Annotated in this window: 26 protein-coding genes; 12 read left to right on the top strand and 14 right to left on the bottom strand. The window is 73.0% G+C overall.

The genetic code is table 11. From position 1 onward, the window contains the following. Positions 1-9: 9 nt before the first annotated feature. The gene (locus tag ACGFW6_RS04745; protein ID WP_393504625.1) at positions 10-870 is read right to left on the bottom strand and encodes a hypothetical protein; all 861 of its coding nucleotides are present in this window, start codon (positions 868-870) and stop codon (positions 10-12) included. A 91-nt stretch (positions 871-961) separates the two neighbouring features. After that, positions 962-1,798 carry a helix-turn-helix domain-containing protein gene (locus ACGFW6_RS04740; protein WP_393504623.1) on the bottom strand — a complete coding sequence of 279 codons (837 nt, stop codon included), beginning with the start codon at positions 1,796-1,798 and terminating at the stop codon, positions 962-964. A 101-nt stretch (positions 1,799-1,899) separates the two neighbouring features. Here ACGFW6_RS04740 and ACGFW6_RS04735 point away from each other — a divergent pair, with 101 nt between their 5' ends. Further along, a complete protein-coding gene (locus tag ACGFW6_RS04735) occupies positions 1,900-2,607 on the top strand; it encodes an SDR family oxidoreductase (RefSeq protein WP_393504621.1) in 708 nt (235 codons plus the stop codon). Positions 2,608-2,628: 21 nt separating this feature from the next. Here ACGFW6_RS04735 and ACGFW6_RS04730 read toward each other — a convergent pair whose 3' ends face one another. Beyond that, positions 2,629-3,822: a CaiB/BaiF CoA transferase family protein gene (locus tag ACGFW6_RS04730; protein ID WP_393504619.1), complete on the bottom strand. Its 1,194-nt coding sequence runs from the start codon at positions 3,820-3,822 to the stop codon at positions 2,629-2,631. Positions 3,823-3,935: 113 nt separating this feature from the next. Next, entirely contained in the window at positions 3,936-4,394 is a 459-nt protein-coding gene (locus tag ACGFW6_RS04725; protein ID WP_393504617.1) for a MarR family winged helix-turn-helix transcriptional regulator, read from the bottom strand. 146 nt (positions 4,395-4,540) lie between these two features. Between ACGFW6_RS04725 and ACGFW6_RS04720 the strand changes: the two genes are divergently transcribed. Then, on the top strand, positions 4,541-4,900 hold the full coding sequence (locus ACGFW6_RS04720; RefSeq protein WP_393504615.1) for a hypothetical protein: 360 nt from the start codon (positions 4,541-4,543) through the stop codon (positions 4,898-4,900). A gap of 297 nt (positions 4,901-5,197) precedes the next feature. Here ACGFW6_RS04720 and ACGFW6_RS04715 read toward each other — a convergent pair whose 3' ends face one another. The 3 genes from ACGFW6_RS04715 to ACGFW6_RS04705 all read right to left on the bottom strand — a co-directional run bounded on the left by ACGFW6_RS04715 (position 5,198) and on the right by ACGFW6_RS04705 (position 9,573). Continuing rightward, positions 5,198-6,466, bottom strand: a complete 1,269-nt coding sequence (locus ACGFW6_RS04715; RefSeq protein WP_393504613.1) for a helix-turn-helix domain-containing protein — start codon at positions 6,464-6,466, stop codon at positions 5,198-5,200. A gap of 443 nt (positions 6,467-6,909) precedes the next feature. Next, positions 6,910-7,884, bottom strand: a complete 975-nt coding sequence (locus ACGFW6_RS04710; protein WP_393504611.1) for an alpha/beta hydrolase — start codon at positions 7,882-7,884, stop codon at positions 6,910-6,912. Between the two features lie 159 nt (positions 7,885-8,043). After that, on the bottom strand, positions 8,044-9,573 hold the full coding sequence (locus ACGFW6_RS04705; protein ID WP_393504609.1) for an MFS transporter: 1,530 nt from the start codon (positions 9,571-9,573) through the stop codon (positions 8,044-8,046). A 55-nt stretch (positions 9,574-9,628) separates the two neighbouring features. Here ACGFW6_RS04705 and ACGFW6_RS04700 point away from each other — a divergent pair, with 55 nt between their 5' ends. Both ACGFW6_RS04700 and ACGFW6_RS04695 read left to right on the top strand, forming a co-directional pair. Further along, positions 9,629-10,609, top strand: coding sequence for an ArsR/SmtB family transcription factor (locus ACGFW6_RS04700; RefSeq protein WP_393504607.1), 981 nt, complete (start codon positions 9,629-9,631; stop codon positions 10,607-10,609). A gap of 68 nt (positions 10,610-10,677) precedes the next feature. Continuing rightward, a complete protein-coding gene (locus tag ACGFW6_RS04695; protein WP_393504605.1) occupies positions 10,678-11,559 on the top strand; it encodes an LLM class F420-dependent oxidoreductase in 882 nt (293 codons plus the stop codon). A gap of 9 nt (positions 11,560-11,568) precedes the next feature. On the opposite strand, the gene ACGFW6_RS04690 is transcribed toward ACGFW6_RS04695, so the two are convergent. Further along, positions 11,569-11,793: a hypothetical protein gene (locus ACGFW6_RS04690; protein ID WP_393504603.1), complete on the bottom strand. Its 225-nt coding sequence runs from the start codon at positions 11,791-11,793 to the stop codon at positions 11,569-11,571. Positions 11,794-11,909: 116 nt separating this feature from the next. On the opposite strand from ACGFW6_RS04690, the gene ACGFW6_RS04685 reads away from it, so the two are divergent. Further along, positions 11,910-12,815: a LysR family transcriptional regulator gene (locus ACGFW6_RS04685; RefSeq protein WP_393504602.1), complete on the top strand. Its 906-nt coding sequence runs from the start codon at positions 11,910-11,912 to the stop codon at positions 12,813-12,815. An 84-nt stretch (positions 12,816-12,899) separates the two neighbouring features. Here the strand turns inward: ACGFW6_RS04685 and ACGFW6_RS04680 are convergent, their stop codons facing one another. Continuing rightward, positions 12,900-13,463, bottom strand: a complete 564-nt coding sequence (locus ACGFW6_RS04680; RefSeq protein WP_393504600.1) for an NAD(P)H-dependent oxidoreductase — start codon at positions 13,461-13,463, stop codon at positions 12,900-12,902. A gap of 101 nt (positions 13,464-13,564) precedes the next feature. On the opposite strand from ACGFW6_RS04680, the gene ACGFW6_RS04675 reads away from it, so the two are divergent. The 4 genes from ACGFW6_RS04675 (at position 13,565) to ACGFW6_RS04660 (ending at position 18,089) form a co-directional block, all read left to right on the top strand. After that, positions 13,565-14,239, top strand: coding sequence for a TetR/AcrR family transcriptional regulator (locus ACGFW6_RS04675; protein ID WP_393504598.1), 675 nt, complete (start codon positions 13,565-13,567; stop codon positions 14,237-14,239). 90 nt (positions 14,240-14,329) lie between these two features. After that, the gene (locus ACGFW6_RS04670; protein WP_393504596.1) at positions 14,330-15,364 is read left to right on the top strand and encodes a LacI family DNA-binding transcriptional regulator; all 1,035 of its coding nucleotides are present in this window, start codon (positions 14,330-14,332) and stop codon (positions 15,362-15,364) included. A 79-nt stretch (positions 15,365-15,443) separates the two neighbouring features. Further along, positions 15,444-16,622 (top strand): 4-hydroxybenzoate 3-monooxygenase, encoded by a 1,179-nt coding sequence (locus ACGFW6_RS04665; protein ID WP_393504594.1) that lies wholly within the window; start codon positions 15,444-15,446, stop codon positions 16,620-16,622. A gap of 30 nt (positions 16,623-16,652) precedes the next feature. Next, positions 16,653-18,089 carry an aldehyde dehydrogenase family protein gene (locus ACGFW6_RS04660; protein ID WP_393504592.1) on the top strand — a complete coding sequence of 479 codons (1,437 nt, stop codon included), beginning with the start codon at positions 16,653-16,655 and terminating at the stop codon, positions 18,087-18,089. A gap of 46 nt (positions 18,090-18,135) precedes the next feature. Here ACGFW6_RS04660 and trxA read toward each other — a convergent pair whose 3' ends face one another. After that, complete coding sequence (trxA, locus tag ACGFW6_RS04655) at positions 18,136-18,522, bottom strand: thioredoxin (RefSeq protein WP_393504590.1); 387 nt, start codon at positions 18,520-18,522, stop codon at positions 18,136-18,138. Positions 18,523-18,644: 122 nt separating this feature from the next. On the opposite strand from trxA, the gene ACGFW6_RS04650 reads away from it, so the two are divergent. Further along, on the top strand, positions 18,645-20,078 hold the full coding sequence (locus ACGFW6_RS04650; protein ID WP_393504588.1) for a dihydrolipoyl dehydrogenase family protein: 1,434 nt from the start codon (positions 18,645-18,647) through the stop codon (positions 20,076-20,078). A gap of 21 nt (positions 20,079-20,099) precedes the next feature. On the opposite strand, the gene ACGFW6_RS04645 is transcribed toward ACGFW6_RS04650, so the two are convergent. Next, a complete protein-coding gene (locus ACGFW6_RS04645; protein ID WP_393504587.1) occupies positions 20,100-20,747 on the bottom strand; it encodes a peptide deformylase in 648 nt (215 codons plus the stop codon). A gap of 145 nt (positions 20,748-20,892) precedes the next feature. Here ACGFW6_RS04645 and ACGFW6_RS04640 point away from each other — a divergent pair, with 145 nt between their 5' ends. Beyond that, on the top strand, positions 20,893-22,305 hold the full coding sequence (locus ACGFW6_RS04640) for a PepSY-associated TM helix domain-containing protein (RefSeq protein WP_393504585.1): 1,413 nt from the start codon (positions 20,893-20,895) through the stop codon (positions 22,303-22,305). Positions 22,306-22,380: 75 nt separating this feature from the next. Here the strand turns inward: ACGFW6_RS04640 and ACGFW6_RS04635 are convergent, their stop codons facing one another. The 3 genes from ACGFW6_RS04635 to ACGFW6_RS04625 are packed head-to-tail and all read right to left on the bottom strand — an operon-like array spanning position 22,381 to position 23,721. Then, complete coding sequence (locus ACGFW6_RS04635; RefSeq protein ID WP_393504583.1) at positions 22,381-22,728, bottom strand: tetratricopeptide repeat protein; 348 nt, start codon at positions 22,726-22,728, stop codon at positions 22,381-22,383. 49 nt (positions 22,729-22,777) lie between these two features. Next, entirely contained in the window at positions 22,778-23,233 is a 456-nt protein-coding gene (locus tag ACGFW6_RS04630) for a MarR family transcriptional regulator (protein ID WP_393504581.1), read from the bottom strand. Further along, complete coding sequence (locus ACGFW6_RS04625) at positions 23,230-23,721, bottom strand: MarR family winged helix-turn-helix transcriptional regulator (RefSeq protein ID WP_393504579.1); 492 nt, start codon at positions 23,719-23,721, stop codon at positions 23,230-23,232. Before ACGFW6_RS04625 ends, ACGFW6_RS04630 begins: the two co-directional genes overlap by 4 nt. Positions 23,722-23,834: 113 nt before the next feature. Between ACGFW6_RS04625 and ACGFW6_RS04620 the strand changes: the two genes are divergently transcribed. After that, entirely contained in the window at positions 23,835-24,800 is a 966-nt protein-coding gene (locus tag ACGFW6_RS04620) for a pirin family protein (RefSeq protein ID WP_393504577.1), read from the top strand. Positions 24,801-25,071 lie beyond the last annotated feature (271 nt).

Genomic DNA, 25,071 nt, shown 5'->3' with positions numbered 1-25,071 from the left:
ACACGACAGTCACCCGGCGCCGCGCACGGGGCGGCCCGTGAACGCGTCCAGCAGGATCCGGTCGCCGAGCGGCCGGTCCAGTTCGACCGTCACCTTCTTCGCCAGCAACTGCGCCGTGCAGACACCGTCCTTGGTTCCCACCATGTAGCCGGACAGCACCACACTGCCCTTCGTCTCCAGCACGTCCACCGCCGGACCGTCGTCGCATGCCCCGTGGTGGGCCCGCACGGTGACGGACCGCCCGTCAGAGGCCACCCCGACGACCTGGTTGAGCTCCCACAGTTCGGAACTGAGCGAGCCGACCGGCGCGATGGGCGGCTTCGGCGGCTTCGCAGGGCTGAGGGCGACACGCTTGAGCGGAGTGTCGTAGCCCTCGATCGTGAACAGCCAGGCCGGGACGGTGGCCGGGCCCCGGCTGGTCACCAGCGTCGTCTCGCCGAGCTTCGCGCCGGTCACGGTCAGGCGCGGCCCGGGGCGGTCGTTGCCACCGAGCGTGTCGTACGCCGCCCGCGCGTCGATGAGCGGGAGGGTGAGCGAGTCGCCGTTGCGCCACGTCACCTTCGCCTTCCGCGGACTCTCGGGGAGGTCGGCGCGCAGGGCGAGGTTCTGCGAGAGGTACGCCTCCTTGTCGGCGCCGCTGTGGAAGGCGCCGTCGGGCAGTTGTACCGGGTCGCCGATTGGGTAGTAGCCGGAGCGCCAGACCTCGGCGGCCGTCGAGCCGTCCCAGGCCTCGGCCACCGCGAGCGCACGGGCCCTGGTGTGCGGTGCCGGGCTGGATTCGTCGGAGCCTGCCGTTCCGGTACCGCATCCGGCGGTGAGCAGGCCGAGCGCGGTGAACGACAGGACAGTGCGGTGAGCGGTCGAGCGCATGGATACCCCCGAGTGGACGGCGACGAGCCGGTCGAGGCGGCGTCGGCGCGCCGCCCGACACTGAGACGCACGAGGCACGCTCCGCGTTCGGTCAGACCAGGGACTGCGTGCCGAGCACACCGAGCAGCGCGAGGCGCTCCGCGTCCTCGGTACCGGGTGCCGCCGTGTAGACCATCAGCCGCAGATCGCTGCCCGCCACCGTGAGGATGTCGCAGTCCAGGGTCAGGGGGCCGACCTGCGGATGGTCGATGATCTTGTGGCCGGCCTCGTGGCGCCCGATGGTGCCCGTGTCCCACAGTGCCGAGAAGCGCGCGCTGTACGCGCGCAACTCGGCGATCATCCGCCGCAGTTGCGGGTCCGACGGGTAGCGGCTCGCGGTCGCACGCAGGTCCGCGACGATGCCCGCCTCGAACGCGGCCCTCTCCCGCGGGGTCTGCCGTGCCCGGCCGCGCGGGCCGAGGAACGCCCGCCACACGCCGTTGCGTTCGAAGCCGCGCCAACCGGACGGGTCGCCCATCAGAGCCGCGTAGTGGGGGTTGGCCATGAGCAGCGTCCAGGCCGCGTCGTGGACCCCGACGGGTGTGCCGCTCAGCCGGTCCAGCAGACGCTGCACACTCGGCGTGATGTGGGCGGGGACCGTGTCCGGGCCGGGCGGCGCCAGGCCGGCCAGCCGGAACAGGTGCCCGCGTTCGTCCGCCGACAGCCGCAGCGCCCGGGCCAGGGCCTCCACGATCTGCGCGGACGGACTGCTCGCCCGGCCCTGTTCCAGGCGCGTGACGTAGTCGACCGAGATCCCGGCCAGCAGCGCCAGCTCCTCGCGGCGCAGTCCCGCCGCGCGCCGGTGCCCGCCCGCGGGCAGACCCGCCGATTCGGGTGTGACCCGGTCGCGCCAGCGGCGCAGGGCCTGGCCGAGTTCCGTCGCCGTCATGCCCCCAGTGAACACCTCGGGCCCGACGCGTGCCTGGTACCCGTGGTCCCAGGAAGACGGTACGGCTGGTTGACCGGCGCGCGGCGCAGGACGCTGAGGACATGACGACAACACTCATCACCGGAGCGAACAAGGGACTCGGCTTCGAGACCGCCCGTCGGCTCACCGAAGCGGGTCACACCGTCTACGTCGGAGCCCGGGACGCCGAGCGCGGCCGCCGCGCCGCCGAACAGCTCGGCGCCCGCTTCGTCCAGCTGGACGTCACCGACGACGCCTCCGTCCGGGCGGCCGTGAAGACCGTCGAGGCCGACGGCGGACTCGACGTCCTGGTCAACAACGCCGGCGTCGAGGTGCGCGGCGAGAACAACGGCATCCCGGCCGCCGCGGACACCACCGCCGACGAGCTGCGGACGGTCTTCGAGACGAACGTCTTCGGCGTCGTCCGTGTCATCCACGCCTTCCTGCCGCTGCTCCAGCGGTCCGAGGCACCCGTCGTGGTGAACGTCAGCAGCGGCCTGGCCTCGCTGACGACGCTGTCCGACCCGCGGTCGCCGGCCCACTTCTACCAGGCCGTCGCGTATCCGACCTCGAAGACGGCGGTCAACATGATCACCGTGCAGTACGCGAAGGCGTTCCCGCGGATGCGGATCAACGCCGTCGAGCCCGGCTTCACCGCCACGGACCTCAACGGGCGCACCGGCACCCAGACCGTCGCCGAAGGGGCCGAGATCATCGTCCGCATGGCCCAGATCGGCCCCGACGGCCCGACCGGCGGCTATGTGGACGTGAACGGGCCGCTGCCCTGGTGACGGAGGTCCCGGCCGGGCCCCTCAGATGACGGCGTCGGCGCGCAAGGCCTCGATCTCCTCGGCGGTACGGCCGAGTTCGGTCAGGATCGCCTCGGTGTGCTCGCCCACGGCGGGCACCGGGTCCATGCGCGCGGGCACCCCCGCGAGGTCGGCCGGCGGCAGCAGGGCCCGCGCCGTCGCGCCCCCGGGCACCGCCACGTCGCGCCAGCGGTCGCGGCCGGCCAGCACCGGGTGGTCCAGGAACGCGGCGACGTCGTTGACCCCGGCGCAGGCGATGTTGATCGACTCCAGGTCCTTCAGGATCTCCTCGGCGTCGGAGCGGGCGCAGCGCTCGGCGACGACGGCGTTGAGCGCCTCGCGGTGGGCGACGCGGGCCGAGGACGTGGCGAAGCGCGGATCGTCGACCAGGTCGGCCCGGCCGAGGAACTCCCCGCACAGCACCGCCCACTCGCGTTCGTTCTGGATGGAGAACAGCACCTCCTTGCCGTCGGCGGCCGGGTAGGCGCCGTACGGGGCGAGGGTGGGGTGCTGGGTGCCGAGCCGGGGAGGCTGGGTCCCGCCGTACTGCGTGTAGTAGGCGGGCTGGCCCATCCACTCCGCCAGCGCCTCGAACAGTGACACCTCCACGGGGCGGGCCGTGCCGGTGGTGGCGCGTGTGTACAGGGCGGTGAGGATGCCGCTGTAGGCGTACATCCCGGCGGCGATGTCGGCGACGGAGATCCCGACGCGCGCGCTCTCCTCGGCGGTGCCGGTCAGGGACACTAGCCCCGTCTGGCACTGCACCAGCAGGTCGTACGACTTCCGCCCGGCCCACGGCCCGGACGTGCCGTACCCGGAGATCGTGCACGGGATCAGCCGCGGCCACCGCTCGCCGAGCGCCTCGACGCCGAGGCCGAGACGGTCGGCGGCGCCCGGCGCGAGGTTCTGCACGAACACGTCCGCGGTGTCGAGGAGCCGGTGCAGGATCTCCCGGCCCCGCGGGGCCTTCAGATCCAGGGTGAGGGACTCCTTGGACCGGTTGAGCCAGACGAAGTAGCTGGACTGCCCGTGCACCGTCGTGTCGTACCGGCGGGCGAAGTCCCCGTCCCCCGGCCGCTCGACCTTGATCACCCGCGCCCCGAGATCGGCCAGCTGCCGGGTGGCGTACGGGGCGGCCACGGCCTGTTCGAGGCTGACGACGGTGACGCCGGACAGGGGGAGGTGGGGCGTGTTCATGAGGCCATTCGTACGGCCCCGGCGGAGATCCCGTCAACGCCGCCCCTCGCCGGAGCGCGCCAGACGCGGGGGACGCGCTCGCGAAGGGCGGAGACGGCGGAGGCGGTGCCGGCTCAGACCGGTACGCGAAGCGTCTCGACGGCCCGGACGAGCGGCGCCAGTTCGGGATTGCGGGCGGCCTCGTCCAGGGCCTCGCGCAGCGCCGACTCGTTCGTCGGGCGGGCTTCCTCCAGCAGTTGGAGGCCGGCGTCGGTGACGTCGGTGTAGATGCCGCGGCGGTCGGTGGGGCAGAGGTAGCGGGAGAGCAGACCGCGGTCCTCGAGGCGGGTGACGAGGCGGGTGGTGGCGCTCTGGCTGAGGACGACGGCGTCGGCGACCTGTTTCATCTGGAGGTGGCCGCCTTCGCCGTGGTGCTGGCGGCTGAGGACGTCGAGCAGGGAGTACTCGCGCACGCTGAGGTCGTGGCGGGTCTGCAGGGCGCGTTCGATGTGCGTCTCGATCCTGCCGTGGAGCAGGGAGAGGGCGCACCAGCCCTGGGCGAGGGCGGTGAGCGCGGGGTCCGTCGCGGTCATGGCGCCGGTGTCCTCCGTCCGGGGTGAATGACTCTCAAGGATAGGGCATCTGCGAAATTTCCAGCGATTGCGTGTAGAGCGCGCGTGCAAGGACCCGGCGCACACTCCGTGGCCCCGCTCCCATGACCCGGATATCGTCAGCGCCCATGATCGGCAGGCCCCCGACCACCACGCTCTGGCGACCCACCGGCCCCGTGGAACTCGACCTCGTGCGCGCGCTGAACTGGCGCGCCTGGCCGCCCCGGCTGCCCGAGCAGCCGATCTTCTACCCGGTGCTCAACGAGGACTACGCGGTCAGAATCGCCCGGGACTGGAACGTCAAGCACGACGGCGCCGGGTACGTGACCCGCTTCGAGGTCGACTCGGAGTTCCTGTCCCGGTATCCCGTCCGGCAGGCGGGCGGCGAGACGATCCTGGAACTGTGGGTGCCGGCCGAGGACCTCGACGAGTTCAACCGGCACATCGCCGGCGCGATCGAGCTCGTGCACGAGTTCCACGCGGCGTAGCTGTCGAGGCCGAGCTCCAGGGGCGCCGGCTGCCGGGCCGGGGGCGGCGCCGGGTCGGGGGTGGTGCTGGGCCGGGGGTGGCGCCGGGTCGGGGGTGGTGCTGGGCCGCGGGTGGTGCTGGGCGGGGGGTGGTGCCTCGGCGGCGGCCTAGGGCGGCGCTGGGCGGGGGGTGGCGCTGAGCGGGGTGGTGCCCCGGCGGCGGCCGAGGGTGGCGCCGGGCCGGAAGTGGTGCCTCGGCGGCGGCCCAGGGCGGCGCTGGGCCGGGGGTAGCGCTGGGCCGGCGGCGGCGCCGGGCCGCTAACCCCGTGCGAGGTGCCGCATCGCCAGCGCCAGGCCCAGTCTGAACCGGCCCTGCGGTGTACGCAGCGCCCAGCCCAGCAACTGCTCGGCGTGCGCCAGCCGTTCCTGCAGCGTGGAGTGGTGCACGTTGACCTCGGCCGCCGCCGCCCGCAGGCTCACCGTCGAGGCGACCGCGTGCAGCGTGCCGAGCAGCCAGGGCGCCGCCGCCGCGGCCGCCTCCAGCGCCTGCACGTCGGGCGGCGGCTCGGCGCCGGGCGCGACGAGGTCGGCGAGGAGGGCGACACCGCCCAGCTCCTCGGCGTGGACGACACCGGGACCCGGGTCCTGAGCAGTGCCCTCGGCCGTGAACCGCAGCGCGACACGCGCCTCGGACCAGGACCGCGGCAACTCGAGCACCGGAACAGCGGAGCCGACACCGACGCGGCCGAGGGTCGGCGCGAGGCTTGGGTGGGCGGCCGTTCCGGCGCGGCCGGGGGCGGGGGTGGGGGTGGGGCCTGGGTGGGCAGGTACCCCGGTGCGGCTGACGGTGGGCGCGAGGCCCGGGCGGGCGGGCGTTCCGACGTGACCGGGGGCGGGGGCGAGGCCCGGGTGGGCAGGTACCCCGGTGCGGCCGAGGGGCGGCGCGGCGCCTGGGTGGGCCGGCACTCCGGTGCGGCCGAGGGGCGGCGCGGCGCCTGGTCGGCCGGGCACTCCGGCGCGGCCGAGGATCGACTCGACATCCGCGTGGGCGGGCACGACCAGGGGACGTCCGTCCAGCGGCACCAGTACCCGGGCCGGGGCGGCGGGGTCGAGCCCCAGCCGCCGGGCGGCGTGCAGCCGTGCCGCCTCCGGCGCGGACGCGTCGAGAACGGTCTCGACCAGCGCGGGATCATCGGCCGGCGCCCTGCCTCGCGTGCGGTCGAGTACCAGCCGTATGACACCCGCGGCCCGCTCCAGGATCACCGCGTCCACGACACTCGGCTCCGCCTGCTCGGCCCGCTCCAGCCACAGCGCGGCGGCACCGCCCGGCGTCAGCGCGGCCGACGGCCAGGCGGGGTCGGTCGCGACCTCGGACTCCCGGCGCGTCCCGTCCGCCTCGACCCGGACATGCACCCGCCGCTCCACGTCCACCAGCCGCGCCGGCACCCCGGCCAATACGGCGGCCCCCCGTACCAACGCCTCCAGCCCGGCCCGCCCCTCAGCGAGTCGATCAAAGTAGGCGATGACCCGAACAGCGGCCCCCGCATCCGGATCCAGCGCAGTCAACCGCCCGGCCAGCTCTTTCATGGGCCCATGGTGCGCCATGCCCCCGGAATCGAGGGAGGCCCGAGACCATGCTGAACTCAGAACACCGCCCCACGCAGCCGACCCGAGGACGCGCGGGAAACCCAGCACGCCGCCAGCGGCACACGCTCAGTCCCACCACCCCCACCCCACCACACCGGCCCGGCCGGCCCACGTGAAGGGGCGCGGGGAACTGCGCGACCAGCCACCCACAACCGGCACCCGACGATCCACCGAACCCCGCAGCTCGCCGACCCTGTCCGTCACACCGGTCCAGCCGGCCCACCTGAAGGGGCGAACCCCGCAGCTCGCCGACCCCGCCCGTCACACCGGTCCAGCCGGCCCACCTGAAGGGGTCGCGGGGAACTGCGCGACCAGCCACCCACAACCGGCATCCGACGATCCACCGAACCCGGTAATCCCTCACCCCCTCGCCCCCTCACCCCTCACCGGCTCAACAACCGCCGCAACCACCCCACCTGCGCCCCCCGACACGCCCGCGACACCGCCGCCTGCGGGGCGAATCCGTCGAAGCCATGAAATCCCCCGGGCCACACATGAAGCTCCGCCACACCCCCCGCCTGCCAGATCCGCGAGGCATACGCCACCACCTCGTCCCGAAACGTCTCCGCCGAACCGACGTCCAGAAAGGCCGGCGGCAGCCCGGACAGATCCCCGGCCCGGGCCGGCGCGGCATACGCCGGCACATCCGCCCCACCCCGCCGCTCCCCGAGCAGCGCGGTCCACCCGGTCTCGTTCGCCGTACGGTCCCAGACCCCCAGCCCCGCCATCTGGTAGGTGGACGGACTGTCGTTCCGGTCGTCCAGCATCGGACACATCAGCATCTGCCCGATCAGCTCGGGCCCCTTGCGGTCCCGGGCCAGCAACGCCACCGCCGCCGAGAGCCCGCCCCCGGCGCTGGCCCCCGCCACCACCACCCGCTCCGCGTCGCCACCGAACTCGCCCGCGTGCGCAGCCGTCCACTCCAGACCGGCGTACACATCCTCCACCGGCGCCGGATGCGGATGCTCGGGCGCCAGCCGGTACTCCACCGACACCACCACCGCGTCCAACTCCTTCGCCCACGCCAACGGAGCGTCGACGCCGACACGGTTGTTGCCGATGATCATCCCGCCGCCGTGGACGTGGTAGATCACCGGTCGCGGTCCCGGATCGACCGGAGCGGCGGGCCGGCAGATCAGCACCGAGATGTCCGGGGCACCCACGGGGCCCGGCACCGTCCGGTCCTCGACCTCGAAGTACCCGTCCATCGTCAGGTCGAGGTCGGCCAGCAGTTGGATCCCCGCACCCTGACGGACGTCGGCTATCTCCTCCATTGTGAGGCCGGGTGAGATCACGTCCTTGATGAGCTCCAGCGCGGCGGCGAGCTCCGGATCGAACGGGGGCGGGGCCTGGGTCATGGCTACTCCTCACACAGGGGGCACACACGTGCCTCGCGGCTCTGCGGTCAGCATCCGCGCACCCGCCCTTGCCGCGGGGCCGCCGGGCGGCGGAAGCTGCCCGCCGCTCGGCGGGTGGCACACCGGTTCCCCGGAGCCTGCCAGGAGACGACCCGCTGTTCACCCGTCCTGCGAGGATCGGATCACGGGCGCCGACAACGCCCCCAGAGCGCATGCCCTCGAAGCGCATGCCCCCAAAGCGCATGCTCTCGAAGCGCACGCCCCCGAAGCGCACGCCCTCGAAACGCAGGTCGCCACGGCACACGTCCCCGAAGCGCACGACGGCAACCGGCCCCGAGCCGCCCCGCTCACGGCCGACCGACCCACCCGCCACGCCGACCGACCCACCCGCCACGAGGAAGCAGCGGCGCTCAGCGGCCGACCCAGCGGCCGAACCAACGGCCGAACCAGCGGCCGAACCAGCGGCCGAACCAGCGGCCGAACCAGCGGCCGACCCAACGGCCGAACCCTCCCGAACTCATGCAGCAGATGCCGTACGAGCGCCACTCCCGTCAGCACCGCGACCAGCGCGCACACACCGAGCCAGCCGAAACGGCCGTAGGCGCGCGCGGCCAGCCACGAGCCCGCGGTGCCGCCGAGGTAGGCGCAGGTCATGTACGCGGTGTTCAACCGGCTGCGGACATCGGCGCCGAGGCCGTAGATCCGCACCTGGTTGGCCACCTGCCCGGACTGCATGCCGACGTCGAGCAGGAGCGTGCCGACGACCAGCGCGCTCAGCCCCGGTCCGCCGCCGACACCGCCGAGCGCCAGAACGGGCGCCGCCCCGCCGACCAGGAGCAGGCACACCAGGCTGACGCGGTCCGGGCCGTGGCGGTCCACCAGCCGTCCCGCGACCGGCGTGCACAGCATCGTCGCCGCGTTGACCAGGGCCAGCAGCCCGGCCGCCGTTGCGTCCAGGCCGTACGCCGGACCCGTGAGCAGCAGTGCCACGCCCGTCCACACCGCGGAGAACCCGGCGAACACCATGGCCTGGTACAGGCACGAGCGGCGCAACTCGGGCTCGGCGCGCAGCAGACGCAGGGGCGCGGCGAGCAGGGCCGGGTAGGGCTCCTGGGTGGAGGGGGCCGGCGACGGCAGCATGCGGGCCAGCAGCACGGCGACCGTGAGGGACAGCGCGGCGGCGGCGACGTACGGCGCCCGCCAGCCCAGCCAGTCGCCGAGGGCGCCGCCGAGCGCGCGGGACAGCAGCATGCCGGCCAGGCAGCCGCTGAGCAGCGTGCCGCCGACGACGCCCTGCCGCTCGGCGGGTACGAGACCGGCCGCCAGCGGGCCGGCGAGCGGGGCGATCACCGTCGCCGCGCCGACCAGGACGCTCGCGGCGGCGAGGGGCACGAGCGTCGGCGCGGCAGACGCGGCGAGCAGACCGAGGCCGGTCACCGTGAGCAGGGTGACGAGCAGCCGGCGCGGCGGCAGCCGGTCGCCGAGCGGGACGAGCAGGAAGATGCCGGCGGCGTAGCCGAACTGGGTCGCCGTCACCACTGTCGTCGCCGCGTCGGGGGAGACCCCGAGCCCGGAGGCCACCAACGGGCCGATCGCCTGCGGGAAGTAGACATTGCCCACGGCGACTCCGCAGGCGAAGGCGAGCAGCGCGACCGCGGCGGTAGTCTGCCGGTCGTGGAGATCCGTCATGTGAGAAGTCCACGCCGGTGACGGCCGGTTGCCAAAGGATGTAGCCCGGGGCTCAATGATCAGCTTCCTGCTCGACGTCGACGACCTCGCGGACACCCGGTTCGCGATCTCGCCGCTGCGTGAGGTCATGGGCAGCCTGCGGGCCCTGTGCGCCCCCGCCCTCTTCCCGTTGCACACCCCGTGGCGCCGCAGGGTGCTCGACCGTCTCGACCCCGCCGACGCCCGGCTGCTGCGGGCCCTGGTCGGACAGAACCTCGTCCTCCCCGACTTCCTCACCCCACGCCCGAGGAACTTCGCGCCGGCGCTGGAGGACCAGCTCGCCGTCGTACGGGCGACGCCGCCCGAGCTCGTACGCCGCGACCTGGGCGCCACCCATGCCCCGCGCCCCCTCCCCGACGCCCTGCGGCAGATCACCGCGCCCGGTGACGGGCCGGTGGCGGAGCTGCTGGAGGAGCTGTCCGAACTCCTTTTGAGGTACTGGGAGTTGGCCATCGCACCGGACTGGCCGCGGATGCGGCTGGTGCTGGAGGCCGACATCACGCATCGCGCCCGGCAGCTGGCCACCGGTGGCGCCCAGCTCCTCTTCTCCGATCTGCACCGCAATGTGCGCTGGCACGAGGGAGTCCTGCGTGTCGCGCAGATGATCGGCCGGCACGAGGTGGACGGGGCCGGGCGCGGACTGCGCCTGGTGCCGTCCCTGTTCGCCCACAAACCGGCCCCTCCGGTGAGCGCCGACGAACCGCCGATGCTGGCCTACCCGGGCCGGGGCGCGGCCACCCTGTGGGAACCACGGCCCGAGCCCGACGCCTCCGCGCTCACCGCGCTGCTCGGCGCACCCCGCAGCACGGTGCTGCGTCTGCTCGCCGAACCGCTCCCCACGGTCGAACTCGCCCGCCGCCTCGGCGTGACGCCCAGCGCGGTCTCCCAGCACCTGAAGGTGCTGCACGCGACGGGCCTCGTCACCCGGGCCCGCGACGGACGGCACGTGCTCTACCGGCGTACCGGACTCGGCGACCGGTTGGCCGACGGGGCTTGACTTCGAGAGCGCTCGAAGTTCTAGCGTCGTAAGGGACGGGGCAAGGTCCGGGCGAACGGAGACAGGACATGCGGGTCGGCGTGCACATCAACCGGTTCGACCATCCCGGAGGGGGCCCCGCGCTCGGCGCGGAACTCGCCGCCGCGGGCGCCGCCGCCGAGGCGGCGGGCCTGAGCTGGCTGTCGGTGATGGACCACTACTTCCAGATGGAGTTCAACGACCGGGCCGAGGACCCCATGCTGGAGGCGTACACGACCCTCGGCTTCCTCGCCGGGCACACCTCCACGGTCCGCCTCGGCGCCCTGGTGACCGGTGTGACGTACCGCTACCCCGGTCTGCTCGCCAAGATCGCCACCACGCTCGACGTGCTCTCCGGCGGCCGGGCGACCCTCGGCATCGGTGCCGCCTGGTACGACCGGGAGCACGCCGGCCTCGGCGTGCCGTTCCCGCCGGTCGCGGAGCGCTTCGAGCGGCTGGAGGAGACCCTGCGGGTCTGCCTGCAGATGTGGGACCCGGACGCGAACGGTCCGTTCGAGGGCAGGCACTACCGGCCGGCCGAGACCCTCTGCGTCCCGGCACCCGTCAGCGCCCCGCACCCCGAGATCATGATCGGCGGGGGCGGCGAGAAGAAGACGCTGCGGCTCGTGGCCCGGTACGGCGACGCGTGCAACCTGTTCACCAGCTCGCCGGAGGAGGTCCGGCACAAGCTCGACGTGCTGCGCGGCCACTGCGACACCGAGGGACGTGACTATGACGCCATCCGCAAGACCGTCCTCTACTCGGGCGAGCCCGCCATCACGGGCGATCTGGAGGCGTTCACCCGCGACATCGCGGGCTACACGAAGCTCGGTATCGACACGGTGATCCTCGGTCCCCGTACGGGGGAGCCCGCGGCGTTCATCGAGAACTTCGCGGCGCCCGCCGTACAGCGGCTGGCCGGGCTCGACTGAGCCGGGGGTTCATCGGCACGGGGTGTCCGAGCGGGTGCCGGCGTCGGCGGGGCGGCTGCGCGAGACGATCCGCATCCCGCGGGCGTCGACGACCCGGACCTGCAGCGAACCGCAGCCGCACCGCGTCCACACGGTGCTGCCCGCCGCCGTGCTGTGCCGGGAGATGATCCGGAAGGGCTCGGCGCCGTCCGGCCACCCGCAGTGCGGGCAGACGGTGCCGGTCGTGCTGGTCATGGTGACTCCTCGTTCCTCGTGCGGCTGATCGACCGTCGCGACACGTCCAAGGGTGCGATGAGCCTTCGTACACGTCCAGGTTGACTTTGTGGATGTCACCTTGAAGCGTGGGCTTCATGATTGACCTGCGCCGACTGCACGTACTGAGGGCCGTGGCGCACTACGGCACGGTCACCGCGGCCGCCCGCGCGCTGCACTTCACACCGTCCGCCGCCTCGCAGCAGATCCGGCAACTGGCCCGCGAGCTGGGCGTCGACCTGCTGGAGCCGCAGGGGCGCGGGGTGCGCCTCACCTCGGCGGCCGAGAGTCTGCTCCAGCACGCGGACGCCATTCAGGCGCGCTGGGAACAGGCGGAGCTCGATCTGCGCGCCGACCACGGCGCGCCGGCGGGGCTGCTGCGGGCGAGCGGCTTCCCGCTGGCCGTCTCGGTGTTGCTCGCGCCCATGGCGTCGCGGCTGCGCACACGTCATCCGCGCCTCGGTGTCCGGATCCGGGAGACGGAGGTGCCGGTCAGCTTCGACCTGCTCTTCGAGGGCGAGATCGACCTGGCCGTCGTCGAGGCGACGATCTACAACCCGCCCCTCAGCGACGGCCGCTTCGACCAGCAGCCGCTTCTGGACGACCCGTTCGACCTCGTCGTGCACGAGGACCACGCGCTCGCCGGGCGCGACGGCGTCGACCTGGCGGAGGCGGCGCACGAGGAGTGGGTCGCGCCGGTGCCGGAGAGTCCCTGCCGCCCGCATGTGCTGTCGGCGTGCGGTGAGGCCGGCTTCACCCCGGACATCGTCCATCACGCGATGGACTGGAACGTCATGGCCCACCTCGTCGCCCATCGCCTGGGTGTCGCCCTGATCCCCCGTCTCGCCCAGCTGACCCCGCACCTGCCGATCACGCGGGTCCGCTGCACGGGCAACCCGCACCGCAAGCTGCTGACCTGCACACGAGGTGGCGGCCACGCACGGCCGGCGGTCGCGGCCGCTCTGTCGGAACTGCGCGTACTGGCGCCCGAGGCGGTGGCCTGAGACACGAGAGGAAGCCGCTGGAGACACGGAGAAGGGCCGGAGCTCCCGGCTCCGGCCCTTCTCCTGCGGTCACCCGTGGTGGGATCAGGCGGCGACGGTCTCGTCCGCGTGGCCGTGCACGCGCGCGACGACCTCGGTCAGCTGGGCGGCGACCTCGGCGTCGTCGACGGGGTGGATCTCGGCGAAACGGGTCACGGAGCCGGGGATGGACAGCTTGACGTCCTCCAGCACCTTGCCGCCGGCGATGCCCACGGCCTTGCGGGTCTCGTCCTGCGCCCACACGCCGCCGTACTGGCCGAAGGCGGTGCCGACCACGGCGACCGGCTTGCCGCCGAAGGCGCCGGAGCCGTACGGGCGCGACAGCCAGTCGATGGCGTTCTTCAGGACGGCCGGGATCGTGCCGTTGTACTCGGGGGAGAAGAACAGGAACGCGTCGGAGGACTGCGCGGCCTCACGCAGCTTCGCGGCGGCGGCAGGGACACCGCCCTCGACGTCGATGTCCTCGTTGTAGAAGGGGATGTCGGCGAGGCCCTCGAAGAGCACGACCTCGGCGCCCTCGGGGGCGAGCTTGACGGCCGCCTCGGCCAGCTGACGGTTGTGCGAACCGGCACGAAGGCTGCCGACGAGCGCGAGGATGCGAACAGACATACGAACTCCAAGGGGGGCTGAAACACTGCCGTAACGAACCGGACCGAGGTCCGCTTACGTTTCTAGCACCCTAACCGGACCGCGGTCCAGTTTCATTCCCGATGCTTTACGCTGGCTTCATGTCCGCCGCCCTGCCCCCCTTCCCCAGGCCCGAGGAGCCCGACGGCACGCCCGGGCTGCTGGAGGTCGGCTCCGCCCCCGACGAGCCCTGCCTGCGCGCCGACGCGGCCCGCAACCGTGCCCGGCTGCTGGAGGCCGCCTCCGAGCTGATCGCCGAGCACGGCGCCGCCGGGGTCACCATGGAGGCGGTGGCGGCCGCGGCCGGCGTGGGCAAGGGGACCGTCTTCCGCCGCTTCGGTGACCGGACCGGACTGCTGACGGCGCTGCTCGACCACTCCGCGCGCAAGCTCCAGGGCGACTTCCTGGGCGGACCGCCGCCGCTGGGCCCCGGCGCGCCCCCGGTCGAGCGGCTGCGCGCGTTCGGCGTGGCGGTGCTCTACCGGACGGCCGAGCAGCTCGACCTGCAGATGGCGGCCCAGCCCGAGCCGGCCCGGCGCTTCAGCCACCCCTCGGTCAAGGCGCTGCACACCCACGTCGCGGTGCTGCTGCGCCAGATACAGCCGGGCGCCGACTGCGACCTCCTCGCCCAGACCCTGCTGGCGTACCTCGACCCGGCCCTGATCCACCACCTGACCAGGCAGTGCGGGATGCCCATGGACCGGCTGGAGGCGGGCTGGCTCGACCTGGTGGACCGGGTGACGGACACGCAGGTGTGAACGTTCCGGGGGCCCCGGAACGCCTCAACGGGGCGGCCGCGCACCCTCATCGGAACCGCGCGCACAGGTTCTGCAAAGATGCCGTACGTCATGGTGCAGATACCGAAAACGCCCGCGCCCGCTTCGCCCGCACAGCGCTCGGTACCCACGAGCGCCGACGTGGCCCGCCTGGCCGGCGTCTCGCGCGCGACCGTCTCCTACGTCCTCAACAACACCAGTGCCGTCCGGATCAGCGAGCCCACCCGCCGCCGCGTCCACGAGGCCGCGAAGGAACTCGGCTACGTCCCGCACGCCGCCGCCCGCAGCCTGCGCGCCGGGCACAGCCGCATGGTCCTGATGCCCGCGCCGAGCTTCCCCGTCGGCTCCCTGTACAGCCGCTTCCTCAGCGACCTCCAGCTGGCCCTCGGCCGCCTCGACTACACGGTCGTCCAGCACGGCAGCGTCGGCCTGCACGGCGACGAGGCCGCCCGCGCCTGGGCCGAGCTGCGGCCCGTCGCCGTCCTGGTGTCGGGCACCGGCCTCGGCCCCAAGGGCGTGACGGTCCTCAAACGCTCCGGCGCGCGGGCCGTGGTCACCCTCGGCCCCGAGTCCGTCGACGGGGCGCACGCCCTGCTCATGGACTACGAGGCCGTGGGCCACTGCGCCGCCCGTCACCTCTACGACCGCGGCCGGCGCCGGATCGGCGTCGTCGTGCCCGAGGAGGACGGCCTGGAGTCCTTCTCGGCGCCCCGTCTCGAAGGGGTGCGCCGCGCTCTGCACGGCACCGACGCCACCCTCACCGAGCTGCCCCTCGCCTACGAGGAGGCGTCCGCGGCGCGGCTCGCCGCACGCTGGCGCGACCTCGGCCTCGACGGCGTCTTCGCCTACAACGACGAGTACGCGATGCTGCTGACGCGTGCCCTCCAGGACGAGGGCGTCCGCGTCCCCGCCGACACGGCCGTCATCGGCGCCGACGACCTGATGCTCGGACGCCTGCTGCGCCCTAGGCTGAGCACCGTCCACATCGAACTGCCGTCCGGCCGGGACCTCGCGGCGCTGGTCGACGGCGCGGTGCGCAACCCCGGCGCCGCGCCCGGGACGCACACGGTGCTGGGGGCGACGGTGGTGCACCGCGAGTCCAGCTGAGCCCGCCGCGCCTGCCGCGGGGCGTCCAGCAGGCCCTGACGCGCCCGGCCGTCGTACCGTCGAACTCAGGGAGGCGTGAATGCGCACGACGGTCGGCATCATCGGCGGCGGGCCCGCCGGGCTGCTCCTCGCCCGGCTGCTGCACCGCGCGGGCATCGACTGCGTGGTCCTGGAGGCCAGGACCCGCGAGTACGTCGAGCAGCGTCAGCGTGCCGGAATGCTGGAACAGGGCACGGTCGACGCGCTGCGCGAGGCCGGCGCCGACGAGCGGCTGACGGCCGAGGGGCTGGTGCACCAGGGCATCGAGCTGCGCTTCGACCGGGAACGCCACCACATCGACTTCCCGGCCCTGACCGGCGGCCGTACGGTGACGATCTACGCCCAGACCGAGATCGTGAAGGACCTCGTCGCGCTGCAACTCGCCGACGGACCACCGCTGTTGTTCGAGGCCGAGGCGCTCGCCGTCGAGAAGCCGGAGAGCGCTGCACCCGTCGTACGGTTCCTGCACGAGGGCCGCGAGCGCACGCTGGCCTGCGACTGGATCGCCGGCTGCGACGGCTTCCACGGCGTCTCCCGTGACGTCTTCCCGGCGGGAGCCGTCCGCTCGTACGCGCACGAGTACCCGTACTCCTGGCTCGGTGTCATGGCCGAAGTCGCCCCGTCCTGCGACGAGTTGATCTACGCGCGCGGTGAGCGCGGCTTCGCGCTGCACAGCATGCGCTCACCGTCGGTCTCCCGGCTGTACCTCCAGGTCCCCAACGGCACCGAACCGGACGACTGGCCCGACGACCGCATCTGGGACGAACTCGCCGCCCGCTTCGCGATCGACGGCGACTGGACCCTGGAGCGGGGCCCCATCACCGCCAAGTCGGTGACGGTGATGCGCAGTTACGTCCACGAGCCGATGCGGCACGGCCGGCTGCTGCTCGCCGGGGACGCCGCGCACATCGTTCCGCCGACAGGCGCCAAGGGCCTCAACCTCGCCGTGTCGGACGTCAGGGTGCTGGCCCGCGCCCTCATCGGGCTGCACCGCACAGGGGACACACAACTCCTCGACAGATACTCGGAGTTGTGCCTCCAGCGGGTGTGGCAGGCCACCCGGTTCTCGGACGACATGACTAGGATGTTGCATGCTCAACCAGATGGGGACGCGTTCGACCACCGGATGCAGCTCGCACGTCTGCGCCGGATCACCGCATCCCGCCACGCCGCCGCCGAACTGGCGGTGAACTACTCGGGACTTCCGCTCCCGTTGTGAGTCCCGCCGGTGATCGAACGGAGAGTCGCCATGCCGTTGCTCGACCCCAGCACCTGGCAGTCCCCCTCCCTCTCGGGAGGCGAGCACGCCGTCACCGAACCCGCCACGGGTGAGAAGCTCGGCACCGTCACCCTGGCCGGCGCCGAGGACGTCGCCGCCGCGACGACGGCCGCCCGTGCCGCCCGGACGGAGTGGGGCCGTGTCCCGCACTTCGTCCGGGCCGCGGTGCTGCGCAAGGCCGGCGACCTGTTCACCGCGCACGCCGACGAGCTGAGCGGATGGCTCGTCCGGGAGTCCGGCTCCATCCCCGGCAAGGCCGCCTTCGAGCTGCACGTCGCCGCCCAGGAGTGCTACGAGGCCGCCGCGCTCGCCTCCCGTCCCGCCGGACAGGTCCTGCCCAGCGAGGCACCCCGGCTGTCGTACACCCGCAGGGTCCCGGTCGGCGTGGTCGGCGTCATCGCGCCGTTCAACGCCCCGCTGATCCTCTCCATCCGCTCCGTCGCCCCGGCTCTCGCGCTCGGCAACGCCGTGGTGCTGAAGCCGGACCCGCGCACGGCGGTCTGCGGCGGCCTGGCGCTCGCCGCGGTCTTCGCGGAGGCCGGTCTGCCCGAGGGACTGCTGCACGTGCTGCCGGGCGGCCCGGAGGCGGGCCAGGCGCTGGTCGCCGACCCGCGTGTGCCGGTGATCTCCTTCACCGGCTCCACGGCCGCGGGCCGGGCCGTCGGGGAGGCGGCCGGGCGCCTTCTCAAGCGCGCGCACCTGGAACTAGGCGGCAACTCGGCCCTGATCGTGCTGGAGGACGCCGACCTCGACGCGGTGATCTCGACGGCCGCCTGGGGGTCCTTCTTCCACCAGGGCCAGATCTGCATGACGACCGGCCGCCACCTCGTCCACCGGTCGCTGTACGAGGAGTACGTGGAGCGGCTCGCCGCCAAGGCGGACTCCCTCGCGGTCGGCGACCCGCACCGCGCCGAGGTCCATCTCGGCCCGCTCATCGACTCCGGTCAGCTCGGCAAGGTGCACGGCCTGGTGGAGGCCAGCACCTCACGGGGCGCGAAGCTGGCCGCGGGCGGCACCCACGAGCAGCTGTTCTACCGGCCCACCGTGCTCGCCGGGGTGGACGACGAGACTCCCGCGTACACCGAGGAGGTGTTCGGGCCGGTCGCGCCGGTCCGTTCCTTCGGCACGGCCGACGAGGCCGCGGCCCTCGCCGCGGCGAGCCCCTACGGGCTCTCCCTGGGCATCGTCACCCGTGACGCGGCCCGGGGCCTCGACCTGGCCGAACGGATCCCGACCGGCATCGTGCACATCAACGACCAGACCGTGAACGACGAGGCCGTCGCCCCCTTCGGAGGTGTCGCCGCCTCCGGCACCGGCGCCCGCTTCGGCGGCGAGGCCAACCTGGAGGCGTTCACCGACGTGCGCTGGACGACGGTGCGCGGCGACGTGGCGCCGTACCCCTTCTAGGCCGGGCCTCCGACGGCCGCCTTCTGGATCCGGTCCGTGCGGGTTCCTACTGGCCGTCCTGCTCGGCCTGGTCCTGCTGGGCGGCGACGGCCTTGCGGACCTCGTCCATGTCGAGCTTGCGGGCCTGCCCGATGACGTCCGTGAGGGCGGTCTCGGGCAGGGCGCCCGGCTGCGCGAACACGGCGACACGGTCGCGGACGATCATCAGCGTCGGGATCGACTGGATGCCGAAGGCGGCGGCCAGCTCCGGCTGCGCCTCGGTGTCGACCTTGCCGAACACGAGGTCCGGGTTCTCCTCGGCCGCCTTCTCGTACACGGGGGCGAACTGACGGCAGGGCCCGCACCAGGACGCCCAGAAGTCGATCAGAACGAACTCGTTGTCCGTGACCGTCTGGTCGAAGTTCTCCTTGGTGAGCTCCACGGTGCTGCTCATGGCGTAATTCCCTCTTCCTGGTGTCGGGGGCGAAGCCGTCGGCGACAACACGACCGTACGGTCACGTATTCCGCGCGCGTACCCGTGTGGCCACGCCGCACACCACCCGTAAGACTGACCCCATGACGGAAACGGATTCCATCGCTTACGACGTCGTGGTGCTCGGTGCGGGGCCTGTCGGGGAGAACATCGCGGACCGCACCCGTGCGGCGGGCCTGTCCACAGCGGTCGTGGAGAGCGAGCTCGTCGGCGGCGAATGCTCGTACTGGGCCTGCATGCCCAGCAAGGCCCTGCTGCGTCCCGGTCTCGCCCAGGCCGACGCCCGCCGCCTCCCGGGCCTCTCCCAGGCCGTGCAGGGCCCCCTGGACGCGGCCGCCGTCCTCGCCCGGCGCAACGCCTTCACCGGGAACTGGAACGACGACGGTCAGATCCAGTGGCTGGACAGCATCGATGTCGACTTCTACCGCGGCCACGGCCGCCTCGCCGGACCCCGAACGGTGGAGGTGACCGGCTCGGACGGCGCACGGCACGTCCTGACCGCCCGGCACGCCGTCGCCCTGTCCACGGGCACCCGGGCCGTCCTGCCGGACCTGCCGGGACTCGCCGAGGTCAAGCCCTGGACCAGCCGCGAGGCCACCAGTGCGCAGAGCGTGCCCGGCCGGCTCATCGTGGTCGGCGGGGGAGTGGTCGCCACCGAGATGGCCACGGCCTGGCACGCCCTCGGCTCACAGGTCACGCTCCTCGTGCGCGGCAAGGGCCTGCTCAACCGCATGGAGCCCTTCGCCGGAGAAATGGTCGCCGAGGCGCTCACCGAGGCGGGCGTGGACGTCCGCACCGGCACCTCGGTCACCTCGGTGACCAGGGAGAACGGCACCGTCGTGGCCGTCACCGACACCGGCGACCGCATCGAGGCCGACGAGATCCTCTTCGCGACCGGCCGCGCCCCGCGCACCGACGACATCGGCCTGGACACGGTCGGCCTGGAGCCCGGCTCCTGGCTGGAGGTCGACGACAGCCTGCGTGTCACCGGCAGCGAGTGGCTGTACGCCGTCGGCGACATCAACCACCGCGCGCTCCTCACCCATCAGGGCAAGTACCAGGCCCGGATCGCGGGCGCGGCCATCGCCGCCCGTGCCTCCGGTGTCTCCCTGCTCGAATCGGAGCCGTGGAGCGCCCACGCCGCCACCGCCGACCACGCCGCCGTCCCGCAGGTCGTCTTCACCGACCCGGAGGCCGCCGCCGTCGGTCTGTCCCTGGCGGAGGCGGAAGCGGCCGGTCACCGGGTGCGTGCCGTCGACTACGACCTCGGCTCCGTCGCGGGCGCCTCGCTGTACGGCGACAACTACCGGGGCCGCGCCCGGATGGTCGTCGACCTGGAGCGCGAGATCCTCCTCGGCGTGACCTTCGTCGGTCCCGGCGTCGGCGAGCTCATCCACTCGGCGACGATCGCGGTCGTCGGCCAGGTGCCGATCAGCCGGCTCTGGCACGCGGTCCCGTCGTATCCGACGATCAGCGAGGTGTGGCTGCGGCTGCTGGAGTCGTACCGCGACAACTGACGCACGCGCCGCCCCGCCCGCTCACTCCGGCAGCGGGAAGCCGAGGGCCCTGGCCGCCTCGTCCGGGGCGGGCTGGGCCCAGTGCTCCGCCATCGCCTGATGGGACGACAGCGAGCGCAGTTCGGCCCGGTCCAGATAGAGCACACCGTCGAGGTGGTCCGTCTCGTGCTGCACGATGCGGGCGGGCCACCCCGAGAACACCTCGTCCACGGCACGTCCCCTCTCGTCCTCGCCGGTCAGCCGCACCTCGGCGGGCCGCGCCACCACGGCCTGATAGCCCGGGACGCTCAGACAGCCCTCGAAGAACGCGGCACGCCCGCCGCCGAGCGCCTCGTACGACGGGTTCACCAGCACCCGGAACGGCTGCGGCACCCGCCCGCGCACCAGCCGCACCTCCTCCGGCACGGGTGCCGGATCCTCGATCACGGCGATCCGCAGTGAGACGCCCACCTGGGGCGCGGCGACGCCGACGCCCGGCGCCGCGCGCATGGTGATCCGCAGGGCCTCCACGAAGCGCGCCAGCAGCGCCGGCTCCAGCTGACCGTCGAAACGCTCGGTGGGGCGCCGCAGCACCGGGTCGCCCGCCGCCACGATGGGCAACGGACCCTCGGTGGCCAGGAGTTGCTCGACCTGCTCGGCCAGCGGTGCGCGATGGTTCGGAAGTGCCATCGCGCCAGGATGCCACGGCCCCCGCGCCACGGCCGGACTTCCTTGTGGCGTACGTCACTTGAGTTGCCGGGAACTCGGCGGCCCCGCGCTCCGACTACTGGACCGCCACTGCACAGAAACTCCCCACTCCCCGGAGAAGCCGCCGATGTCCACCGCTCCCACGACCACCAAGGCGGAGGCGTCCCCGCCCGACGCCCCGGCGTCGTCGCCCCGCAGATGGGCACCGCTGCGCCCGCTGATCCTGCGTCTGCACTTCTACGCCGGCGTCCTCGTCGCGCCGTTCCTCCTCGTCGCCGCGACCACCGGGTTCCTCTACGCCGGGGCTTTCCAGGCCGAGAAGCTCGTGTACTCGCACGAGATGACGGTCCCGGTCGGCGACACGAAGCTGCCGATATCCGAGCAGGTCGCCGCCGCGCGCAAGGCCCACCCCGAGGGCACGGTCTCGGCGGTACGGCCCTCCCCGGCCGACGACGAGTCGACCCGGGTCATGCTGTCCGGGGTCGAGGGCGTCGACGCCGACCACGCGCTCGCGGTGTTCGTCGACCCGTACACCGCCGAGGTGCGCGGCGCTCTCGAACAGTACGGCTCGACCGGCGCGCTGCCCCTGCGCACCTGGATCGACGAGTTCCACCGCGACCTCCACCTCGGGGAAACCGGCCGTCTCTACAGCGAGTTGGCGGCCAGCTGGCTCTGGGTGATCGCGGCCGGCGGTCTGGTGCTGTGGTTCTCGCGCCGCCGCGCCCTGCGCAAGGTGCGGGGCACCAGCGGTCGCCGCCGCACGCTCGGCCTGCACGGCACCGTCGGCGTCTGGGCCGCCCTCGGCTTCCTCTTCCTCTCCGCGACCGGGCTGACCTGGTCGACGTACGCGGGCGCCAACATCGACGAACTGCGCACCTCGCTGCGCCAGGCCACCCCTTCCCTCTCGGTCTCGGCGGGCGGCGAGCACGGCGGTCACGGTGGAGCCGCCGGCGAGGGCGGCAGCGGCGACCACGGGGTCGGCCTCGACAAGGTCCTGGCCACCGCGCGCGCCGAGGGCCTGGGCGACCCGGTGGAGATCGTGCCGCCCGCGGACGCCTCCTCCGCGTACGTCGTGAAGCAGGTCCAGCGCAGCTGGCCGACCAAGGGCGACTCGGTCGCGATCGACCCGGCGAGCGGCGAGGTGACCGACGTGCTGCGGTTCGCCGACTACCCGGTGCTCGCCAAGCTGACCCGCTGGGGCATCGACCTGCACACCGGGGTCCTGTTCGGCCTGGCCAACCAGATCCTCCTGATGGGGCTGACCCTCGCCCTGATCCTGCTGATCGTGTGGGGCTATCGCATGTGGTGGCAGCGCGGCCGCGGCTCCGCCTTCGGCCGGCCCGTTCCGCGCGGCGCCTGGCAGCAGGTGCCGCCGCAGATCCTGGTCCCGCTGGTGGCGGTCGTCGCGGTGATCGGCTACGTCGTGCCGCTGCTCGGCATCTCGCTGGCGGCCTTCGTCGCCGTGGACGTCGTGCTCGGCGAGATCTCCCATCGGCGGGGGAAGCGGACGCCGGCGGAGCCCGGCGAGAGCGCCGGCTAGTACGCGTGCACGGCTCGGGGCCCGGTTCCGGGGGGAACCGGGCCCCGCTCGCGGCAACGCGCCGGCGAACCGGCCTCAGAGCTGCTCGAAGTCACCCGTCAGCGCGGCCGCGAGACGGATGTGCGGCTCCGCCTCCTCGTCCCGTCCCTGACGCTGGAGCGTGCGGCCCAGCATCAGCCGGGCGTACTGCTCGACCGGGTCGCGCTCGACGATGACGCGCAACTCGGTCTCCGCGCGCCGCAGTTGGGCCGAGTGGTAGTAGGCGCGCGCCAGCAGCAACCGCGGACCCGTCTGCTCCGGCACCTCCTCGACCAGCGTGCCGAGGACGCGCGCGGCGCCCGCGTAGTCCTTGGCGTCGAAGAACAGCTGCGCGCGCTCCCAGCGCTCGGCCGGTGTTCCGTGGTCGTAGTACGTCGTCTCCACTCTGACCTCCTTCGTCGCGCTCAACGAAGGCGAGTGGTTCAATATTCCACTACTTGGCCGCGGTGGTCAGGGCCGCCAACTCGGCGTCGGCGCGTTCGGTGATGAGCGTCAGCACCCTTCCGGCTACGGCCAGGTCCTCCTGCGGAATGCCGTCGTAGATACGGGCGGTGAGGGGGGCGGTCGCGGCGGACGTGCTCGTGAAGCGCTCCCGACCGACGTCCGTGATCCGCACCGCGGACGGCTCCTGGGCGGCCAGCAGTCCTGCCGCGATCAACTCGTCGACGACGGAGCGGACCTCCGCCGCGTCGGCCTTCAGGGCGCCGACGACGCCGGCGACCAGGGCGTCGCGGTCGACCGGGCCCTCGGCCACCGCCACCAGGCGCAGTGTGACGGACTGCTGGAAGGTCGCGCCGTGCCGGTCCAGCACGTTCTCCAGCAGGGCGCGGCTCGCGTAGTGGGCCAGGGCTATGACTCGGGGATCGACCAGGGGAGTGGTGGTGGTCATGACTGCTCCTTGTCGGACTCGCTGTCGATGACGGACGGGTCGAGAGGTACGTCGAGCAGGGTCGTCAACTCGCGGGTGAACTCCCGTGTGCGCGCGCTGTGGAGCCCGCCGAGGGGTGCCAGCAGCTGTTGCAGGAGTGCCTGGACGACCTCGATCGCCTGCCGGGTCCGCTCCCGCCCCTGCTCGGTCAGCGCGAGCTGTACGGCGCGCGGGTCGCGCGGATCCCGGGTGCGTTCGAGGAGGCCGGCCGACTCCAGGGAGCGCGCCAGCTTGGAGACGTAGAGCGCTTCCAGTCCGGTGTGGTCGGCGAGGCGCCGCTGACTGGGGCGCTCTCCGCGGTGCTGCATGCCGTAGAGCGAGGCCACCAGTGCGTACTGCGCGTGGGTGAGCCCCAGCGGGGTGACGGCCCGGTCGACCGCGACCCGCCATTTCGTGGACAGGCGCCACACCAGGAACCCCGGTGAGACGTTCTCGGAACCCTTGCTCATGGCAAATACAGTACATGGCGATTATATCCATGGCTACTATTTCCTCGAACGCATCGAGCCAGCCCGGGGGTACGGACTGACGAGGCGGCCCCGGCAGGGCTAGGTTGGGCCTCATGAGCAATCTTGATCGCGAAGCGGTGCCCGCCGTCTGCGGCGGCCGCGGCTTCGTCGTGGCGGAGCCCGTACGCGAACTTCTCAGCCCGCGCCGCGTCAAGCTCGGCGAATCCACCGAGGTCCGTCGCCTGCTGCCCAACCTGGGCCGTCGCATGGTCGGCGCCTGGTGCTTCGTCGATCACTACGGTCCCGACGACATCGCCGAAGAGCCCGGCATGCAGGTGCCACCGCACCCGCACATGGGCCTTCAGACCGTGAGCTGGCTCCACCAGGGCGAGGTGCTGCACCGCGACTCCACGGGCAGCCTCCAGACGATCCGCCCGCGCGAGCTGGGCCTGATGACCTCGGGCCGGGCGATCAGCCACTCCGAGGAGAGCCCCAAGTCGCACGCCCGCTTCCTGCACGGCGCACAGCTGTGGGTCGCCCTGCCCGACAGCCACCGGCACACCGACCCACACTTCGAACACCACGGCGAGCTGCCGCTCGTCACGGCACCGGGTCTGCGCGCCACGCTCATCCTCGGTGACCTCGACGGCGCGACCTCGCCCGGCACGACGTACACCCCGATCGTCGGCGCCGACCTGACCCTGACCCGCGGCGCCGACGTACGCCTCCCGCTGGAGCCCGACTTCGAGTACGCCGTCCTGGCCATGTCCGGCGAGGCCCGCGTGGACGGCGTGCCGGTGCTGCCCGGCTCCATGCTCTACCTCGGCTGCGGCCGCACCGAACTCCCGCTGCGCGCCGAGTCGGACGCCGGCCTGATGCTCCTCGGCGGTGAGCCGTTCGAGGAGGAACTGATCATGTTCTGGAACTGGATCGGGCGCACCCAGGCGGAGATCGAGCAGGCCCGCGAGGACTGGATGCGGGGCTCACGCTTCGGCGAGGTGAAGGGGTACGACGGGGATCCGCTGCCGGCCCCCGACCTGCCTCCGGTGGCTCTGAAGCCGCGGGGAAGGGTCCGCTGACCCCGGCGGACGACGGGATCGCCGATCGACGGGCGGCTGGGCGTGCCGCTGCGGCTCGGCCCCTGCCCGTCGGCCCCACGCGGGATTCGTCCTCCACCGCTTGGTGCCGTTGAGGACCCAGCCGGAGTCGATGCGGTGTGCCTGGGTCTGTACGGCGTTCGGGGAGAGGCCGCTGGATGCGCAGGGCTCGCTGGTGGCGAACGCGCCAACGGTGCGGCCGGCGACCAGTGGGCGCAGGCAGCGCTGCCGCTGTTCGTCGGCGGCGTGCAGG

Source organism: Streptomyces sp. Y7 (genome assembly GCF_043195415.1).
Lineage (GTDB): Bacteria > Actinomycetota > Actinomycetes > Streptomycetales > Streptomycetaceae > Streptomyces.
Note: the sequence above shows the minus strand (reverse complement) of the source record. Positions and strands in the feature narration are given on the sequence as shown.